Annotated in this window: 16 protein-coding genes and 1 riboswitch; of the genes, 5 read left to right on the plus strand and 11 right to left on the minus strand. The window is 68.4% G+C overall.

From position 1 onward, the window contains the following. Positions 1–68: 68 nt before the first annotated feature. Positions 69–1910, minus strand: coding sequence for a TonB-dependent vitamin B12 receptor (gene btuB, locus ROV93_RS10640; protein WP_072167747.1), 1842 nt, complete (start codon positions 1908–1910; stop codon positions 69–71). Between the two features lie 115 nt (positions 1911–2025). Then, a riboswitch (cobalamin riboswitch) is annotated at positions 2026–2249 on the minus strand. Positions 2250–2392: 143 nt separating this feature from the next. On the opposite strand from btuB, the gene ROV93_RS10645 reads away from it, so the two are divergent. Then, on the plus strand, positions 2393–2971 hold the full coding sequence (locus ROV93_RS10645; RefSeq protein ID WP_072167748.1) for a histidine phosphatase family protein: 579 nt from the start codon (positions 2393–2395) through the stop codon (positions 2969–2971). Between the two features lie 89 nt (positions 2972–3060). On the opposite strand, the gene ROV93_RS10650 is transcribed toward ROV93_RS10645, so the two are convergent. Together ROV93_RS10650 and ROV93_RS10655 are read right to left on the minus strand one after the other, a co-directional pair. Then, positions 3061–3423 (minus strand): TfoX/Sxy family protein, encoded by a 363-nt coding sequence (locus ROV93_RS10650; RefSeq protein WP_053498035.1) that lies wholly within the window; start codon positions 3421–3423, stop codon positions 3061–3063. Then, positions 3420–3902 (minus strand): GAF domain-containing protein, encoded by a 483-nt coding sequence (locus tag ROV93_RS10655; protein WP_072167749.1) that lies wholly within the window; start codon positions 3900–3902, stop codon positions 3420–3422. Before ROV93_RS10655 ends, ROV93_RS10650 begins: the two co-directional genes overlap by 4 nt. A 68-nt stretch (positions 3903–3970) precedes the next feature. Between ROV93_RS10655 and bioD the strand changes: the two genes are divergently transcribed. After that, positions 3971–4654 carry a dethiobiotin synthase gene (bioD, locus tag ROV93_RS10660; protein WP_072167750.1) on the plus strand — a complete coding sequence of 228 codons (684 nt, stop codon included), beginning with the start codon at positions 3971–3973 and terminating at the stop codon, positions 4652–4654. A 78-nt stretch (positions 4655–4732) separates the two neighbouring features. On the opposite strand, the gene ROV93_RS10665 is transcribed toward bioD, so the two are convergent. The 4 genes from ROV93_RS10665 to msrB all read right to left on the minus strand — a co-directional run bounded on the left by ROV93_RS10665 (position 4733) and on the right by msrB (position 9453). Beyond that, on the minus strand, positions 4733–6184 hold the full coding sequence (locus tag ROV93_RS10665) for a PLP-dependent aminotransferase family protein (protein WP_072167751.1): 1452 nt from the start codon (positions 6182–6184) through the stop codon (positions 4733–4735). A 172-nt stretch (positions 6185–6356) separates the two neighbouring features. Beyond that, complete coding sequence (gene msrA / locus ROV93_RS10670) at positions 6357–7094, minus strand: peptide-methionine (S)-S-oxide reductase MsrA (RefSeq protein ID WP_072167818.1); 738 nt, start codon at positions 7092–7094, stop codon at positions 6357–6359. Positions 7095–7108: 14 nt separating this feature from the next. Next, positions 7109–8878 carry a cytochrome c biogenesis protein CcdA gene (locus ROV93_RS10675; protein WP_072167752.1) on the minus strand — a complete coding sequence of 590 codons (1770 nt, stop codon included), beginning with the start codon at positions 8876–8878 and terminating at the stop codon, positions 7109–7111. 2 nt (positions 8879–8880) lie between these two features. Beyond that, a complete protein-coding gene (gene msrB, locus ROV93_RS10680) occupies positions 8881–9453 on the minus strand; it encodes a peptide-methionine (R)-S-oxide reductase MsrB (protein ID WP_005415145.1) in 573 nt (190 codons plus the stop codon). 145 nt (positions 9454–9598) lie between these two features. Here msrB and ROV93_RS10685 point away from each other — a divergent pair, with 145 nt between their 5' ends. Then, positions 9599–10318, plus strand: coding sequence for a response regulator transcription factor (locus tag ROV93_RS10685; RefSeq protein WP_005415146.1), 720 nt, complete (start codon positions 9599–9601; stop codon positions 10316–10318). Continuing rightward, complete coding sequence (locus ROV93_RS10690) at positions 10315–11784, plus strand: HAMP domain-containing sensor histidine kinase (RefSeq protein ID WP_072167753.1); 1470 nt, start codon at positions 10315–10317, stop codon at positions 11782–11784. Before ROV93_RS10685 ends, ROV93_RS10690 begins: the two co-directional genes overlap by 4 nt. Here ROV93_RS10690 and ROV93_RS10695 read toward each other — a convergent pair. Both ROV93_RS10695 and ROV93_RS10700 read right to left on the minus strand, forming a co-directional pair. Beyond that, positions 11781–13127 carry an ATP-binding protein gene (locus ROV93_RS10695; RefSeq protein ID WP_072167754.1) on the minus strand — a complete coding sequence of 449 codons (1347 nt, stop codon included), beginning with the start codon at positions 13125–13127 and terminating at the stop codon, positions 11781–11783. The genes ROV93_RS10690 and ROV93_RS10695 overlap by 4 nt on opposite strands. After that, positions 13124–13813: a winged helix-turn-helix domain-containing protein gene (locus ROV93_RS10700; protein WP_004141029.1), complete on the minus strand. Its 690-nt coding sequence runs from the start codon at positions 13811–13813 to the stop codon at positions 13124–13126. The genes ROV93_RS10695 and ROV93_RS10700 overlap by 4 nt, the downstream gene beginning before the upstream one ends. A 349-nt stretch (positions 13814–14162) precedes the next feature. Between ROV93_RS10700 and asnB the strand changes: the two genes are divergently transcribed. After that, positions 14163–16064: an asparagine synthase (glutamine-hydrolyzing) gene (asnB, locus tag ROV93_RS10705; protein ID WP_072167755.1), complete on the plus strand. Its 1902-nt coding sequence runs from the start codon at positions 14163–14165 to the stop codon at positions 16062–16064. A 456-nt stretch (positions 16065–16520) separates the two neighbouring features. Here the strand turns inward: asnB and ROV93_RS10710 are convergent, their stop codons facing one another. Then, a complete protein-coding gene (locus tag ROV93_RS10710; protein ID WP_061480483.1) occupies positions 16521–16868 on the minus strand; it encodes a phasin family protein in 348 nt (115 codons plus the stop codon). A 116-nt stretch (positions 16869–16984) separates the two neighbouring features. Continuing rightward, on the minus strand, positions 16985–17347 hold the full coding sequence (queD, locus tag ROV93_RS10715) for a 6-carboxytetrahydropterin synthase QueD (RefSeq protein WP_072167756.1): 363 nt from the start codon (positions 17345–17347) through the stop codon (positions 16985–16987). Between the last annotated feature and the right edge of the window lie 162 nt (positions 17348–17509).

Raw genomic sequence — 17509 nt, forward strand, 5'->3', positions numbered from 1 at the left:
TTGCTGCCTGAGCCGAGCATGGGCTCGGCTCTACAGAGAAAGCGCCGGGCAATGCCCGGCGCCTTCTTTCATTTCGGCTGGTAACGCACACTCAACTGGTACTCACGGCCCGGCTGGTTGAACCACGCCACCGTCTCATATCTGCGGTCGAACACGTTGGTGGCACGCGCCAGCAGCGACCACGACGGCGTCAGCGCGTACTCGGCGCGCAGATCCAGCGTGCCGTACCCCCCCACCTTCACCGCGTTGGCGGCATCGTCATAGCGCTTGCCCGCACCCTGAACCGTCAGGCCTGCGCGGAAGTCCCCGAAACGCCGGTCGATGTCCAAGCGCGCGGTCTGCTGTGCACGACGCGGCAGCCAGTTGTCGAACTGCGTGCTGCCGCCGGTGCGGTTGCGTGGGTCGGTGTAGCTCAGCTGGGCGTTGATGTCGAAGCCGGCCAGCAGCACGCCACCGGTCAGTTCGGCACCGCGGATGCGCGCCTTCTCCACCTGCTGCATCCTGAAGGTCGCCGCATCGTAGGTGATCAGATCATCGATGCGGGTTTCATAGACGTCCAGGCCCCAGTGCCAGCCCTGTCCCTGCTGCGAAACGCCCAGGTTGGCGCTCTTGGACTTCTCCGGGTTCAACGTCGGCACACCGCTCCACGGGTCATACAGGTCGCTGAAGGTCGGCGCCTTGAACGCGGTGCCGTAACTGGCATTGACACGCAGGCCGTGGCCGAGCTCCATCGCCCAGCCGAGGCTGCCCGTGGCATGGTTGCCGAACTGCTGGTTGTCGTCGTTGCGCGCGCTGGCCTGCAGCTGGTGGCGGCCGAAGCGTCCCTGGTACTGCACGAACACGCCGGTGTTGCGGCGGCTGTCGACCCGATATCCGGCACTGCTGCCATCGAGGTTGTCTTCGCTCCAGTCCACGCCGGTGCTCAGCAGCTGGCCTTCGGCCAAGGCGAAGTCACCCTGCAGCGAGGCACTGTCGCGGTGGGTCTGAGCGCTGCCACGGGCACCGAAGTCACCGAAGTTGTCCGACTCGTTGTCACTGCGCCCGACATTGGCGGTGAACGCCAGGCGTTCGGACGGGGTGTAGCGCACCTTGCCGGCCAGCACCTGCTGGCGGGTTTCCGAATAGTTGTAGTAGCCGTCGTAATGGTTCTTTCCCTCGGCACGCAATGCACTGCCTTCCACGTTCCATTGGTCGTTGAAGGTGTAGCCACCGCGCAGGCTCTTGGACAGGTTGCGGTAGCCATCGCGGTCATGTTCGTCGGCAAAGCAGCCGGTGAACAGCGTTGCCGAGCCGCGGCAGGCATCGATGCCATCGGAATGCTGGTAGGCGATGTCGGCGCCGAACCAGCCGCGTTCGGTCCCGCCGCCGATCCCGCCGCTGGCTTCGCGCAGGCCGTTGCTGCCGCCACCGAGCTGGAAGTGCGGGGCGAAATCACCCTGGTTGCGGCGGGTGAAGATCTGGATCACGCCGCCAATGGCATCGGCGCCGTACAGGCTCGACTGCGGGCCACGCACGATTTCCACGCGCTCGATCTGCGCCAGCGGCAGGTCCTGGTACATCGCCAGGCCGAGGTCGGCACTGTTGATGCGCACGCCGTCGACCAGCACCACGGTGTGGCCCGAGTTGGTGCCGCGCAGGAACAGCGAGCTCTGCTTGCCGAGCCCACCGGCATTGGTCAGGTTGATGCCGGCGCGGCCGCGCAGCAGTTCCTGCAGCGAGGTGGCCTGGCTGGATTCGATCTGCGCGCGGTCGATCACCTGGGCCGGCGCGATGCTGTCCTGCAGGGCGATCGGGGTGCGCGTGGCGGTGACCAGGATCTGGTCGAGCGCGATGGTGTCATCGGCGGCCTGTGCCAACGCGGGCAGGGCGGCCAGTACGGCCAGGGACAGCATTCGGGACTGCAGCTTCATGGGGGGACTCCAGGTGCCACGCACGCCCGCGTGGCGAAGGGGCGGAGCCGCGAAGGCAGGCACGCGCCGATGCCGCAGCGCACGCCACGGTCATCCAGCGCCATGCCCACCGCATCGCGACCTGAGGCTTCCGGGCCGGTCTCCGGGCTTGCCGCCGGGTGGCGCGAGGCCACCGTCCAGGCGCCTTCCCATGCCTGCGGCACAGTGGCGGTGTTGCCTGGAACTGACGTGCTTACCGTTGCGGGGGCAGCGCCGGCCTGGCGTGGAATCACGCGTCACCGGCTTCCCGTTTCAACCTGCCGGCCACGGCCGCAGGTCACCTGGAAGTGCGCGCAGTCTACGGCATCGCAGGCCGTCCCGTTGCGTCGCGCCTGCGCGGCTGCCTTTGCTGTGCCTTTAGAATGGTTGCTCGATCCCGTGGTGCCGTTACCGATGTCTGCCCGTTCTCCGTTGTACCTGTGTCGCCCGTCCGGGACGCACGCATGATCCTCGACCTGGTCCGCCATGCCGGCAACGGTCGCGATGAGTTCCTTGATGGCCGCAGCGATCCACCGCAGCTGGCCGGCCTGCCGCAGGAGCTGGTCGAGGCCTATGCCGAGCAACGCTGGGAGCGGGTGATCAGTTCACCGCGGTTGCGCGCGCTGCACACGGCGATGGCGCTGGCCACCCCACGCGGGCTGGACGTCGAAGCGGACGAGGAATGGGAAGAACTGGATTTCGGCGATTGGGACGGGCAGTCGCTGTTCGACCTGCCGGAAGATGCGCTGGCCGCCTTCCACGCCGATCCGCATGCGTTCCCGCCGCCGAACGGCGAGAGCTGGGGGCATTTCGAGCGGCGTATCGCGCGCGCGCTGGATCGCCTGCTCGATGATGATGATCCGGTGCCGACGCTGGTGGTCAGCCATGGTGGCCCGCTGCGCATGGTGTTGTCGCAGGTCTGCGGCCTGCCGATGTCGCTGTGCTGGGCCCTGCGCATCGACCACGGCACGCGCCTGCGGGTGTGGCTGGAGCGGGGCGAGATCGGGCTGGTGGGCGAGCTGCTGGAACTGCAGCAGCCCTGATCTGCTCTTGTAGAGCCGAGCCATGCTCGGCTGCACTTCGATCAGAAAGGCCAGCCGAGCGTGGGCTCGGCTCTACAGGAGGGCGCGGCTCAATCCTCGTCCGCGCGCTCGGCCACGTTGTCCTCGGCGTCATCGTCGGCATCGAAGCGCTGCTCATGGACCGGGCCCGACGCCGGGCCGGCCGCCTTCAGCGGATGCGCGGCGATGCGCGCTTCGTAGTCCTGCACCAGCGCTTCACGCTGCGGCTCGCTCAGCTCCTGCCAGTGGCAGTCCAGCAATGCGCCTTCCAGCGAGTACAGCAGGTTCAGGCTGGGCTTGAAGCCGGCCCGCTTGACCTTGACGAAGGCGCCAACTGCGCCGATCGCAACCAGGTCCTCGCGGCTGCGCAGCCCGACCTGGCGCAGCCACGCTGCACTCTTCGGGCCGATGTTGCGCAGCTTCGGTGCGCTCATCCCAGTGCCTCGACGAACACGCGGGCGATGGCTTCCAGGCCGGCCTGATCGTCGGCGTCGAAGCGGCCGACCTTCGGGCTGTCGATATCGAACACGCCGATCAGTTCATCGCCGCGCAGCAGCGGCACCACCAGCTCCGAACGCGAGGCCGAATCGCAGGCGATGTGGCCGGGGAAGGCATCGACGTCGTCCACGCGCTGGGTTACGCGCTGGCTGGCGGCGGCACCGCACACGCCCTTGTCCAGCGGGATGCGCACGCAGGCCGGCAGGCCCTGGAACGGGCCGACCACCAGTTCCTTGCCGTCATACAGGTAGAAGCCCACCCAGTTCAGGTCGGGCAGGGCGTGATAGACCAGTGCGGAGAGGTTGGCAGCGTTGGCGATGCGGTCGGACTCGGCGTAGATCAGGCCACGGGCCTGTTCCAGCAGCTGGGCGTATTGTTCCGGCTTGCTGCCGGTGAGCGAGGCATTGGCGAACATGCCTGCAGTCTAGCAAGTGCACCGGGCCGGCGATAATGCACGCACTGTTGCCCTGTTGGAGCCCATCGATGCCGTTGCCCGCTACGCTGCCGCCCGCCCTGTTCGTTACCGGCACCGACACCGAAATCGGCAAGACCGCGGCCAGCACCGCGCTGCTGCATGCACTGCGCCAGCGTGGCCTGCGCGCGGTGGGCATGAAGCCCGTGGCCAGCGGCAGCGAGGACCTGGGGCAGGGCCTGCGCAACGAGGACGCGCTGGCGCTGCAGGCGGCCAGCTGGCCGGTACCGGAGTATGCCGACCTGAATCCCTATGCGCTGCGGCAGCCGCTGGCACCGGAGCTGGCCGCTGCCGAGGACGGCGTGCAGGTGGCGCTGGCGCCGATCGTGGCCGCGTTCGAACGCCTGCGCGCGAAGGCCGATATCGTCGTGGTGGAGGGCGTGGGCGGTTGGCTGGCGCCGGTCTCGGCCACGCTGGACCAGCTCGACCTGGTGCGTGCGCTGCAGCTGCCGGTGCTGCTGGTGGTGGGCATGCGGCTGGGCTGCGTCAACCACGCGCGGTTGACCGCGCAATCGCTGCAGGCCAGCGGCGTGGACTGCCTGGGCTGGATCGGCAACCACATCGACCCGGCAATGCAGCGCCAGGACGAGAACATCGCCACGCTGCAGCAGCGCCTGCCGATGCCGTGCTGGGGACGGCTGCCGCATCTGCCGGGGGCGGATGGTCAGATCCTGAGTACGCACCTGCTCGACTGACCTGCTTCCTGTAGAGCCGAGCCCATGCTCGGCTCAGCGGGGACCGTCAGCGAAGGGCAGCCGAGCGTAGGCTCGGCTCTACAGGAGCTGGCGCACTGCCAGCTCCCGCGCGATCGCACCCAGCCGTTCCACCGCACCGATGAAGCGCGCATCCAGGCTCTGGCAGCACGACAGCCGCAGGCAGTGGCGATAGCGCGCACCACGCGAATAGACCTGGCCGGGCATGAACACGATGTCCTCCTGCAGCGCTCGCTCGAACAGCTCGCGCGTGTCCACGCCCGGCAGTTCCAGCCACAGCAGGAATCCGCCCTGTGGTTCGGTGGCGCGGGTGCCTGCCGGGAAATGCTCGGCTACCAGCTGGCGCAGCCGTCCCACCTGTTCGCGGTACAGGCGGCGCATGCGATGCAGATGGTGCTCGTAGCTGCCTGCTTCCAGATACGCGGCCACCGCATCGCCGAGCAGCTGCGGCTCGCCGCCGGTGGACTGGAACTTCAGCAGCGCGATGCGCTCTGCGAAGCGGCCGCCATCCAGCCAGCCGATGCGGTAATCCGGCGCCAGTGTCTTTGAGAAGCCACCGACCACCATCACCCAGCCATCGCGATCGAAGGCTTTCAGCAAGGGTGCCGGCGGTTCGCAGAACTGCAGCTCGGCGTACACCGCATCCTCGATCAGGGGCAGCTGCCGTGCGTTGACCAGCTCGGCCAGGCGTTGTTTGGCGGCGGTCGGCATGGTGCAGCCGAGCGGGTTGTGCACGGTCGGCATCACCACCAGTGCGGCCAGCGGCGTGTGCTCCAGCAGCGCATCCAGTGCATCCACATCCAGCCCGTGCTGCGGGTGGGTGGGCAACTCGATTGCCTGCAGGCCGAGGTTGGCCAGCAACGGATACAGGTTGAAGTAGGACGGCGCCTCGATGCCCACTGCGTCACCGGGCTGGGTGACCGCGCGCAACGCCAGCTGCAGGGCCTCCATCGCACCATGGGTCAGCAGGAGTCGCTCGGCGTGGGTGTGCAGGCCCATGCGCGGACTGCGGCGCACGATCTGCGCCAGCAGCCGGGGGGAGCCGTTGGGTCTCGCATAGGTCTCCACCGTCTGCTGGCCGTGGCGCAGCACCTGCGCGGTATGCCGGGCCAGCTGCGCGCCGGGATAGAACTGGCGACCACGTGGGCCGGCGAAGGCCAGGTCGACCACACCCGGGCGGCGCTGCGCTTCCAGTACCCGGGCCATCAGCACCTGCTGCAGCGGCGCGGTGGGCGCGGACGGGGTGTCGCGCAGCGAACGCTCCGGCACCGACAGCCGCGGCGCGACTTCGAAGCCCGCCTTCGGCCGCGGAATCACCAGCCCGGCATCTTCCAGCTGGCGATATGCCGCGATCACCGTGTTGAGGCTGAGCCTGCGCTGCGACGCCATCTGCCGCAGCGAAGGCAGGCGGCTGCCGACCGGAAGGCGGCCGCCGTGGATGGCCTCGGCCAGTTCGTCGGAGAGCCGCTGGTAGCGTGGAGGGATCATCGTGGCCTGGTCATCTGTATCCATCGAACATGCCGCCATCTGGTTCTGTACCCATGATGATGGCGAGCCTAGCATGTCGTCGTCGGCCGGGCCTGATCGGGGCGTGGCCGGCGCATTCCAAGCGCACGGCGGGACCGCCGTGCGTCTTTTTTTGGTGTGTAGAGCCGAGCACCGATCAGCCCCAGGGGAAATGCCGTCAGCGCATCGGCACCAGCACCGCCTCGCGCCGGTACAGCGCCGGAAACTGCTTGGCCAGGGCCGCCAGCTTCGGTGCGTCGTAGTAGCGGATGTAGGCGGCCTGCGGGTAGTTGGTCATGTAGTTCTGGTGGTAGCTCTCGGCCGGGTAGAAGCGCTGGCCGCTGACCAGCTGGGTGACGATCGGCGCACGGTAGCTGCCGGCCTGGCCGAGCTGGGCGATGTAGGCACGGCTGGCCGCCTGCTGGCGGGCGTCGTCAGTGAAGATCGCCGAACGGTACTGGCTGCCGTGGTCCGGACCCTGGCGGTTGAGCTGGGTCGGGTCGTGCGCGACTGAGAAGAACACCTGCATCAGCTGTCCATAGCTGACCTGGCGCGGGTCGTAGTCAATCTTTACGGCTTCGGCATGGCCGGTCTGGCCACCGCTGACGCGCTCATAGCGCGCATTGGCTGCACTGCCACCGATATAGCCGGACACCGCATTGCTCACGCCCTTGACGTGCTGGAACACGCCCTGCACGCCCCAGAAGCAACCGCCGGCAAACACCACGCTGGCGTGGGTGGCGTCATCGCGGAACGCCGCATCGCCGGTGGGGGCCGGCAGTGCCTGGATCTGCGCGCTGGCTTCGACCGGCGCCGCAGCCGCGCCGTGATCGACCAGCAGCACCCCGGCAATCAATGCCATGGCCACCAGGCCGGCAACACCGGCGGCGATGCCCTGTTCAAAGGAGAGTTTCATCATGTGCTCCCGGTTCAACCGAAGGTGAAGGCATAGGCCTGCACGCCCGCATCGAGGAATTCGATCTCGAAGCGATGCGGACCGACCGTGCCGCGCTGGCGTACCAGCTGGTACAGGCGATGCTCGTCGACCACGCCACTGCCATCGGCGCCGACATCACTACCGGCATCGGCAGCGGGCAGCGCCTTGCCATCCAGCCAGACGCGGAAGCGCACCGGCGTGCCGTCGCGGCTGGGCGCCAGCACCAGATGCAGGTCGCGCGCATGGAACTGGAAGGCAATGCGGCCACCGGCCTGCTGCAGCTGTGCGGCTTCATCGGTGACGGTCCAGCGCCCCGACAGTCCCCACTGGTTCAACGCCAGGGTGGTCGGCAGCGTGTAGTCGAACGCGCTGTTGCTGCGCTGTCCGCCGGGCGAGGCGAACTGCTCGGCGCGGGCGTGGCCCAGATAGGTTTCCGGCGAGCGCAGGTTGCCCATGTCGGCCTGCACGGCCACGCCTTTCAGGTCGGCGGCAGCAGGATCGGCAGGCGGCGGCAGGTTGGCCTGCCCGGCTTCGGTCAGCAGGCGACGGATCATCTGTTCCGAACGCGCGTAGTTGCCTTCGCCGAACTGGTGGCCGCGGATGTTGCCCTGCGCATCGACGAAGTACTGCGCCGGCCAGTAGCGGTTGTTGAACGCGCGCCAGATCGTGTACTGGTTGTCCAGCGCCACCGGGTACTCGACCTTCAGCTGCTGCACCGCCTTCATGACGTTGCGCGGGTCACGCTCGAAGGCGAATTCCGGCGTGTGCACGCCGATCACCACCAGGCCGTGGTCGCGGTAGCGGCGCTCCCATTCGTGCACGAACGGCATCGCGCGCAGGCAGTTGATACAGGAGTAGGTCCAGAAGTCGACCAGTACCACCTTGCCGCGCAGCTGCTGGGCCGTCAGCGGTGGGCTGTTGAGCCAGCCGGTGGCCCCGTCCAGCGCGGGCAGGGTGCCCTCGACCGGCAGCGGTGCATCGCCAGCGGCGTTGGCACCGGCCATCATCATCATCGGTGGTGCCGCCGGCTGCGCGCCGGGTACCGCGTCCAGCAGGCCCTGCTCGATACGCGCGGTGCTGACCGTGGAAAGGCGGGTCAGCAGGCCGGTATCCCAGCCCAGGCCGATCGCCACCACTGCCAGCAAGGCGGCCACGCCCAGCACCTTGCGCAGCACATCGCCGAGGCCAAGCCGCGCCTGCAGCGCACGGAACACCCGGCCGCCCACCCACACCGCCAGTGCCAGCGCGGTGATCGCGCCCAGCGCATACGCCAGCAGCAGGGCACTGGTACCCACGCTGGCACCATGCAGGGCGGCACCGGTCAGCACCAGGCCGAGGATCGGACCGGCGCATGGCGCCCACAGCAGGCCGGTGGCGATGCCGATCAGCAGCGAGGTCCACGCGCCGCCGCGCCCAGCGGCATCCGCGGCATCGGCGCGCGCGCTCAGACGGGCACCCACGCGCTGGAACGGCGCCAGCAGATGGTCGGCCACTCGTGGCCACAGCAGGGCGACCGCGAACAGCGCCATCAGCAGCAGGGCGATCCAGCGCCCGACCTGGTTGGCCTGTGCCACCCATTGGCTGCCCACCGCGGCCAGGCTGGCGACCACGGTGAAGGTGAGTGCCATGCCCAGCAGCAATGGCAGCGTGCTGCGCAGGAACGGACGGTCGGCACGCGCGAACACGAACGGCAGCACCGGCAGGATGCAGGGGCTGAGCAGGGTCAGCGCGCCTCCCAGGTAGGCAAGCAGCAACAGCAGCATCGTCAGGCTCCGGAAACAGGGGAAGAACCGACCGGCACCCGCCAGCCGTCGGCAGTGCCATCCGTGGCGCCGGGAACGAACACCATCGCTGCACCGTTCATGCAGTAGCGCAGCCCGGTCGGGCGTGGGCCATCGTTGAACACATGGCCGAGGTGGCCACCGCAGCGGCGGCAGTGCACCTCCACCCGCAGCATCCCGAAGGTGACGTCGCGGTCTTCGCCGATGGCGTTGTGCAGCGGCGCCCAGAAGCTGGGCCAGCCGGTGCCGCTCTCGAACTTGGTGGACGAGGAAAACAGCGGCAGCGCACAGCCGGCACACGCGAAGGTGCCCTGGCGGTGTTCCTTGTTGAGCGGGCTGCTCCACGGCCGTTCGGTGGCCTGCTGGCGCAGCACCGCGTACTGCGCCGGGGTCAGGCGCTGGCGCCAGTCGGCATCGCTGTGCATGACCTCGAACTGTCGCGACGGGCGCGCTTCGGCGGCGGCGGGGGCGGCGCGGCTGCAGGCCCCCAGGCCGAGCAGGCCGGCGGCGGTGGCAACACCGCCCAGGCCCAGCAGATGGCGGCGGGACAAGGACATGGCGGACTCCGGGAAGGGGGTGACGGGGCCATGCTGCGCCCGCCCGGGTCAACGAATCCTCACGCAGGATTCAATTTTTCGTGAGGTATCGGCGGCCGTCCCGCGCCACAATGCAACCCGCCTCCCCACTGGCCTTGAGCTGACGATGTCGACCAAACGCGTGCTGATTGTTGAAGACGATGCCCACATCGCCGACCTGCTGCGCATGCACCTGGGCGATGAGGGCTACGACGTCGCCCATGCTGCCAGCGGCGATGCCGGCCTGCGCCTGCTCGAGCAGGAGGGTCCCTGGGACGCGCTGGTGCTGGACGTGATGCTGCCCGGCGTGGACGGGCTGCAGGTGTGCCAGCGCGCACGCGCGATGGCGCGGTATGTGCCGATCATCATCATCAGTGCGCGCGGCAGCGAAACCCAGCGCATCGTCGGCCTGGAACTGGGCGCGGACGATTACCTGGCAAAACCCTTCTCGATGCCGGAACTGGTGGCACGCGTGCGCGCGCTGCTGCGCCGCGCCGAGGCGATGGCGCAGAGCGCACGCATCGATGCCGGCGCGATCGAGCTGGGGGGACTGCAGCTGGACCCGGTCGCGCGCACCGCCTCGGTGGATGGCAATCCATTGGAGCTGACCCCGCGCGAGTTCGACCTGCTGTTGTTCTTTGCCCGTCACCCGGACCAGGTGTTCGCGCGCATGGAACTGCTCAACCAGGTCTGGGGCTACCAGCACGACGGCTACGAGCATACGGTCAACACCCATATCAACCGCCTGCGCAGCAAGATCGAGCCCGATCCGGCCAATCCGCGGCGGCTGCTGACGGTGTGGGGCCGTGGCTACAAGCTGGTCGACCCGGCCGGAGCGGCGGCATGATCAAGCCGAACCTGTGGCAGAAGCTGGCAGTGGTGACCGCTGCGCTGATGCTGACGTGCTGCATGGCGCTGCTTGCACTGCAGATGCGTGCCAATACCCGCCACGAGCAGGAGGTGGTACAGCGGTTGTCGTTGGGCCTGGCCGAGCACATCGCCCAGCGCAGCGAGCTGATGGATACCAGCGGCATGCGTGATGCGGCGGTGCGGGCGTTGTTCGGCCAGTTGATGGCGGTCAACCCCAGCGTCGAGGTCTACCTGCTGGATGACCAGGGTCGCATCCTCGGCCACGATGCACCCAGTGGGCACCTGGTGCGAAACCGGGTGGACGTGGCGCCGCTGCGCCGCCTGCTGGCCGGTGCGCCGTTGCCGATCCTCGGCGATGACCCGCGCAGCGCGAATGGCCGCAAGGTGTTCAGCGCGGCACCTCTGATCGTGCAGGGCCGGCCGGCGGGCTACGTGTACGTGGTGCTGGTCGGCGAGCACCGGCAGATGCTGGCCGACGATCTTGCCGCCGGCAGCCAGTGGAACACCACGCTGTGGTCGGTGGTGCTGGTCGGTGGCCTCGGCCTGCTGGCCGGGCTGGTGGCGTTCTACTGGGTGACCCGTCCGCTGCGGCGGCTGACCCGGCGCATCCAGGCCTTCGACATCGACGCACCCACGCCGTTGCCACCGCCGGACCCGCTGCGCCCCGGTGAGCGCGACGAGCTGGTGATCCTCGAACACGCGCACGCGCAGATGGCGCAGCGGCTGGGCGAGCAGTGGCAGCAGCTGCGCCAGCAGGACCTGCAGCGCCGCGAACTGGTCGCCAACATCTCACACGACCTGCGCACGCCGCTGTCGTCGCTGCATGGCTACCTGGAAACGCTGGCGTTGAAGGACGCCACGCTGACAGCGGACGAGCGCCGCCGCTATCTCGGTATCGCGCTGGCGCAGAGCGCCAAGGTCGGCCGGCTGGCGCGCGCGCTGTTCGAGCTGGCGCGGCTGGAGCATGGCGAAGTGCGGTTGGAGTGGGAGGTGTTCGCGCTGCCGGAGCTGCTGCAGGACGTGCTGCAGAAGTTCGAACTGGCGGCACAGGCGCGCGGCCAGCAGCTGCACGCAGCGTTCCCCCCCGGCCTGCCGCTGGTGCGCGCCGACCTGGGCCTGGTCGAACGGGTGTTGACCAACCTGCTCGACAACGCGCTGCGCCATGCACCCGACGGTGGACAGATCGAAGTGCGCCTGCGTGCGACTCCCGACAGCGTGGAGGTCAGCGTGGCCGATGACGGCCCAGGGGTCGCGCCGGCGTTGCGCACCCAGCTGTTCCAGGCACCGGCCGCGCTGGGCGCGCGGCGCGGCGAGAACGGCGGATTGGGGCTGTTGATCGTGCAGCGCATCGTGCAGCTGCACGGCCGCCGCATCGAACTGCGCGACAGCGAGCGTGGCGCGCTGTTCGTGTTCGCCTTGCCGCGTGCGGAACCGGCGGCCTAGCAGGCCGCTTCGCATTCGACGATGCCGCCGTTTTCCAGCGGCAGGCGCAGGCGGATGCAGGCACCGCCCAGCGCCGAATCGGTCACTTCGACGTGGCCGCCATGCTTGTCGGCCACCACCTGCACCAGCGCCAGGCCGAGGCCGAAGCCGGGACTGCCCGGGTCCAGCCGGACATAGGGCTGCAGCACCTGGCCGCGTAGTTCGGGTGCGATGCCGGGGCCGTCGTCCTCCACCTGCAGGCATAGCCAGCCGTCATTGACGGTGCTGGCAATACGGATCTGCCGGCGCGCGTAACGCAGTGCATTGCCGAGCAGGTTGCGCAGTGCCAGCTCCAGCATGTGCCGGTTGACGTTGACCAGGCCCACCGGCGACAGCGCCTGCTGCACCGGCATCGGCAGCGGCGCGAACTGGGCGACCACGCCACGCACCAGCGCCGCCAGCTGCAGGCGCTGGCGGGTCGGCTGATGGCAGCGGCCCAGTGCGGCGTACTCGACGCCGGCATCGGTCAGGTGCTGCAGCCGATCCACATCGGTGCGCAATCCGCCCAGTGCATCGCGCTGCCCATCATCGAGCGCGGTGTCCTCCAGGTCGGCCAGGCCGAAACGCATCCGCGCCAATGGCGTGCGCACTTCGTGCGCCACCGCCTGCGCCAGCACACGCTGGCTTTCCAGCAGCTGCTGCAGCTGCTCGGCCATGTGGTTGAAGGCATTGGCCAGTGGCCGCACCAGCGCGGTGCCCGCACGCGGCGCTCGCGTGTCCAACTGGCCATCGCGCATCTGCCTGGCCGCCTGTGCCAGCTGCGAGACGTCGCGCCACAACCGATAGACCATCACGTACATCGGCAGTGCCACCGCCACCATCAGGATCAGCAGCAGGATCGCCACGCCGGACACTTCGCTGTCCTGCCAGCCCTCGTCCGGCAGCGCTTCGTCCAGCGGCCCCAGGATCACCGCGTAGTCGCTGTCACCGATGCGCTGCAGGCTGCGCATGTGCTCCAGGTCGATCTGCACGCGGCCGTTGTTGAACGGCGGACGTTGGCTGGCCGGCAACGCCCTCACTGCCTCAGCCAGCGGCACCATGCGCAGCGCGTAGGCGAAATCGGCGTCGAGTTCGCGTGCCAGCACCGGCCACTGGTCGCGCGGGGTTTCGGCGAAGCGGTGCTGCAGCAGCGCATGGGTGCCACGCATCTCGGCCTGCAGACCAGCTTCCGTGCGGTCTTCGAGCAGGGCATCCCAGGCCCACAGGCCCAGCACGATCAACAACAGGTGGGCGACCAGGAAGCCGACGCCGTAGCGCAGGAAGTGGAAGGCGTGGCCGCGCATCGCCGAGGGCGTGCGCTTCATCCCCATGCCGAGCGGCTGAACAGGTAGCCGCGGCCACGGACGGTCTTGATCCGTTCCGGCTGCTCGGGGTTGTCGCCCAGTTTGCGGCGCAGGCGCGAGATGCGGGCATCGATCGAACGGTCCAGGCCGTCGAAGGCGATGCCACGCAGGCCGCGCAGCAGCGCGTCGCGGTCCAGGATCTGGCCGGCGTTGCTGGCCAGCAGGAACAGCAGGTCGAACTCGGCCGTGGTCAGCTCCAGCAGGCTGCCCTGCAGGTGCACGTTGCGTGTGGACGGGTCGATGTTCAGCTCGCCGAAGCGCAGGCTGCCGTCACGCGGTTCGACCCGGCGGTGGCGGCGCAGGTGGGCGCGCAGCCGCGCCAGCAGCACCCGCGGTTCGATCGGTTTGCCGATGTAGTCGTCGGCCCCCAGCTCCAGTCCCAGCACCTGGTCGATGTTGTCAGTGCGGGCGGTCAGCACGCAGATGATGCCGTCATAGTGAGGGCGGATCTGCCGACACACTTCGAAACCATCCTGGTCGGGCAGGCCGACATCGAGCAGCACCAGCGCCGGCTTTTCGGCCAGGATCCGGGCCACTGCCCGCTCGCCGCTGCGTTCATGGGCGACCTGGTAGCCATGCCGCTGCAGGTAGTCACTGACCATCGTTCCCAGGCGGGCATCGTCTTCAACCAGTACGATATCCAGCATTTCCAAGGCCTCCGTAGGCGCAGACGTACCGCCACGGCACGAGCGCGGCGATGCTATCCCAGCCATCGGGCCGCCCGGGTGCCGGGGGCGGGCGCCATTCAGCCGGGGTTGCTGGCGCACGGGCCGGGTCTCAGTCCCGGCAACGACTTGCCGCCCAGCATAGCCTGCCGCTGTTACAAAACGTTACCTTCGTGATACGGCGGGTGACGATCGCTGACAGCAAAGCGACTGACGCGACGGGGCCTGCGACCGAGCATGGAGTCTTCTCCGCTCCGCGTGCCGTCCCCATGTCGCCCGCCGCCCCCTGCCTGCTGAACCCGTCCCGCCGCCGCCAGTGCGGAGGCTCCCGATGAGCGGCGTGGTCGGGGCCTGGCTGCCGCCCGCCGAGGACGAGCAGCTGCTGCAGCAGCTGGCGCCAATGCTGCGGGCGCTGCAGCAGCGTGGGCGTGGCCGCATCGGTTACTGGACCGACGCCGAGGCCGGCCTCGCGCTGGGCCACTGCCGGGCGCCGGCCGACACGCCGTTGCAGCCGCTGAGCTCGGACTGCGGTCGCTACGTGCTGTGCCTGGACGGCCGTCTGTACAACCGCGCTGACCTGCAGGCGCAGTTGCGCGATCTGCCACGCAGCTGCAGCGATGCACGGCTGCTGCTGCAGGCGATCGTCGAATGGGGCGTGCAGCGGGCGCTGGCGCGTATCGAGGGCGCCTTCGGTTTCAGTGTCTGGGACCGCGAGTCACGCGTGCTGTGGCTGGCCCGTGATCCGGTGGGCGAGCGGCCGCTGTATTACGGCTGGTGCCAGGGCCGGTTCCTGTTCGCCTCGGAGTTGAAGGCGCTGCAGGCTTTCGCCGGGTTCGCCCCGAGCATCGACCAGGATGCGCTGAGCCTGCTGCTGCGCCACGACTATGTGCCGGCGCCGCACACCATCTACCGCGGCATCCACAAGCTGGTGGCGGGCGCGATGCTGCGCATCGATCTCAGCGACCATGCCGCGGGTTGCTCCAGCCAGGCCGCGCAGGGGGGTGCGCGTTACTGGTGCGCACGCGAAGCAATGCAGCGTGCACTGCAGGAGCCGGTGCAACCGGCGCCGAGCCTGGAACAGGCCACCGATCAGCTTGAGGCGGTACTTCAGAAAGCCATCGCTTCACGCATGCACTCGCCGCTGGCCTGTGGCGCGTTCCTGTCCGGTGGCACCGACTCCTCGCTGGTGACGGCGATGATGCAGGCCCAATCCAACCTGCCGATCGAAGCATGGACGGTCGGCTTCGACGATCCGGGACATGACGAGAGCGACTGGGCGTCGCAGGTCGCGCGCCATCTGGGTGTGCAGCACCACCTGCACCGCATGGACGCGCGCCAGGGCCTGGATCTGCTGCAGCGCCTGCCGCAGGTCTGGTGCGAACCGTTCGCCGACGCCTCGCAGCTGCCGACGCTGCTGGCCAGTGAACTGCTGGGGGCACGCAAGCCGGTGGCGCTGACCGGTGACGGTGGCGATGAACTGTTCTTCGGCCACCCCAGCTATGGCCGCGCGCTGCGCAATGCGCGCCTGTGCGGTGGCTTGCCGGACTGGGTACGCGACCTGGCGCGGCGCAGCGGCAACCGCATGAACGCCGAGCGTGGTCGTCTCGGTGGATGGCGTGCCTTGGTGGCCGAAGTTGCTGCCAACGATGTGGAAGGCCACTACCTGCAGCGGGTGACCCGCTGGCGGCAGCCGGCGCAGGTGGTGCTGGGCGCGCGTGAACCGGTGACGATCTTCCAGCAGCAGGACTCGGCGCTGCCGGCCGAAGCGCGCATCCAGCTGCTGGATTTCCGCATGGACCTGGCCGAGGGCATCCTGGCCAAGGTCGACCGCGCGGGCATGGCGGCGGGCGTTGAAACCCGTGCGCCACTGCTGGACATGGAGGTGGTGCGACTGGCCTGGCGCCTGCCGCAGCACCTGAAGTACCACGACGGCGAACACAAACTGATTCTGAAGCACCTGTTGGCACGCTACCTGCCCGAGCCGCTGGTGTACCGTCCCAAGCGCGGCTTTGGCCCGCCGATGGCGCGCTGGCTGGCCGGTCCATTGCGCGATTGGGCGGAGGCGCTGCTGGACCCGCAGCTGCTGCGCAACCAGGGCTGTTTCGATGCGGCGCGCGTGCGCGGCATCTGGGAAGCGTTCCTGCGCGGCGAGCGCAAGTGGCACACGCACCTGTGGAACGTGCTGATGTTCCAGGCGTGGCACCAGCACTGGCACGGTGGTCGCGGGCGCTGAGGTTCCTTTGCGGTGTGTTCTGCGTGGCGTGTGGCGGATTCGTTCTGCGTGGCGCAGGGCGGAGGCCCTTGCGTGCGAATGTCCTCCGGCGCCGGCCGTTGGCCGTCACCTCCCCCTTTCCTTCGTACGCAAGGGCCTCCGCCCTGCGTTCGAAATCTATCGGCGCTTTATTGAAGGCGGACTGATCGTCGCCTTGCCCACCGTAAGCCGAGCCTCGTCGGGGTGGGCAGGGGCCTGGGCAAAGGAAAGGAGGAGGTGACGGCCAACGGCCGGCGCCGGGGGACATTTACCCTGGCCCCTGCGCGCCCCGGCGGGGCCCATCAGCTCGCAGGAAATCCAGACGAGGAAGCGCTCTTGAATCCAGACAACGGGCAAAAAAAGACCCGGCAGAGGGAGGGATCTGCCGGGTCCGGATTGCATGGGGGGAGGGACCCATGCAATGAGCGTTGCGTCGCGTCAGTGACTGTTCGCGTCCGCCGTTGATTCGTTGTAACCCTGCACCAGTTCGGACCAGGCCTTGCTGGCCTGCAGGCCGAGACCGACCACATCCTGCTGGGCCTGGCCCAGCCGCTGCAGGTTGTCCTGCCACAGCTGTGCGCCCCTGTTGAGCATCCCGGCCGCGTCGTCGCTGCGGGCCAGTTCACCCAGCCAGCCGCCGGTCGCGGTCAGGTTGCGCTCCATCGCCTTCAGCTGCACGCCGAACATGCTTTCCGCGTTCTCCAACGCCAACCGGTTCGCACGGGTTGCCGCGGCGGCGAGCTGGCGGGTGGCATCACTGAAGCGATCGCTGAAGGCGGCGGCCATGGGGCATCAGGGAGTGGCTTGATGCATTGCAGCATACGCCCTTGATGCGGCAATGCAACAAAAATAACAAAGGCGCTCAGGGCGCCTTTGAAAAACCTTTCAGATCAATGAGTTGATCAGGCCGTCGGACCGCGGTAGCGGCAGCCGGAGGTGCAGGTTTCGTGCACGGTGATCTCGCTCAGCGCCGGCAGGCTGGGCTTGAGTTCGTTCCAGATCCACACCGCCAGGTTCTCGCTGGTCGGGTTCTCCAGGCCGGGGATGTCGTTGAGGTAGTGATGGTCCAGGCGGTCATAGATGGGCTGGAAGGCCGCCTTCACGTCGCCGAAGTCCATGATCCAGCCGGTCTGCGCGCCGGGCTCGCCCTCGACCTTCAGTTCCACCCGGAACGAGTGGCCGTGCAGGCGCGAGCACTTGTGCCCCGGCGGCACGTTGGGAAGGCGGTGCGCCGCCTCGAGCATGAAGACTTTGAAGATTTCCATGGCGCAATTGTACGCCGCAGGTGGCCGGCCATCCTGAGTGGATGTCGGGCTTTCGTGAAGTAACTCTTTCCATCCGGATGAAGAGATGATAGCTTCTCTTATATCCGTATGAAGAGATGTTATTGGCCGGACCCGGGCCAGGCATGGACTACTGCGGAACTT

It is taken from the genome of Stenotrophomonas maltophilia group sp. msm4 (genome assembly GCF_032025605.1).
GTDB classification, from domain to species: Bacteria; Pseudomonadota; Gammaproteobacteria; order Xanthomonadales; family Xanthomonadaceae; genus Stenotrophomonas; species Stenotrophomonas sepilia.

Bases quoted from the DNA above. Each gene is read 5' to 3' on its own strand.
- ROV93_RS10700 (WP_004141029.1), bottom strand. From the start codon at position 13,813: ATGCTGGATATCGTACTGGTTGAAGACGATGCCCGCCTGGGAACGATG.
- ROV93_RS10695 (WP_072167754.1), bottom strand. From the start codon at position 13,127: ATGAAGCGCACGCCCTCGGCGATGCGCGGCCACGCCTTCCACTTCCTG.
- ROV93_RS10690 (WP_072167753.1), top strand. From the start codon at position 10,315: ATGATCAAGCCGAACCTGTGGCAGAAGCTGGCAGTGGTGACCGCTGCG.
- msrA (WP_072167818.1), bottom strand. From the start codon at position 7,094: ATGAAACTCTCCTTTGAACAGGGCATCGCCGCCGGTGTTGCCGGCCTG.
- queD (WP_072167756.1), bottom strand. From the start codon at position 17,347: ATGGAAATCTTCAAAGTCTTCATGCTCGAGGCGGCGCACCGCCTTCCC.
- asnB (WP_072167755.1), top strand. From the start codon at position 14,163: ATGAGCGGCGTGGTCGGGGCCTGGCTGCCGCCCGCCGAGGACGAGCAG.
- ROV93_RS10645 (WP_072167748.1), top strand. From the start codon at position 2,393: ATGATCCTCGACCTGGTCCGCCATGCCGGCAACGGTCGCGATGAGTTC.
- ROV93_RS10665 (WP_072167751.1), bottom strand. From the start codon at position 6,184: ATGGATACAGATGACCAGGCCACGATGATCCCTCCACGCTACCAGCGG.
- bioD (WP_072167750.1), top strand. From the start codon at position 3,971: ATGCCGTTGCCCGCTACGCTGCCGCCCGCCCTGTTCGTTACCGGCACC.
- btuB (WP_072167747.1), bottom strand. From the start codon at position 1,910: ATGAAGCTGCAGTCCCGAATGCTGTCCCTGGCCGTACTGGCCGCCCTG.
- ROV93_RS10650 (WP_053498035.1), bottom strand. From the start codon at position 3,423: ATGAGCGCACCGAAGCTGCGCAACATCGGCCCGAAGAGTGCAGCGTGG.
- msrB (WP_005415145.1), bottom strand. From the start codon at position 9,453: ATGTCCTTGTCCCGCCGCCATCTGCTGGGCCTGGGCGGTGTTGCCACC.
- ROV93_RS10685 (WP_005415146.1), top strand. From the start codon at position 9,599: ATGTCGACCAAACGCGTGCTGATTGTTGAAGACGATGCCCACATCGCC.
- ROV93_RS10710 (WP_061480483.1), bottom strand. From the start codon at position 16,868: ATGGCCGCCGCCTTCAGCGATCGCTTCAGTGATGCCACCCGCCAGCTC.
- ROV93_RS10655 (WP_072167749.1), bottom strand. From the start codon at position 3,902: ATGTTCGCCAATGCCTCGCTCACCGGCAGCAAGCCGGAACAATACGCC.
- ROV93_RS10675 (WP_072167752.1), bottom strand. From the start codon at position 8,878: ATGCTGCTGTTGCTGCTTGCCTACCTGGGAGGCGCGCTGACCCTGCTC.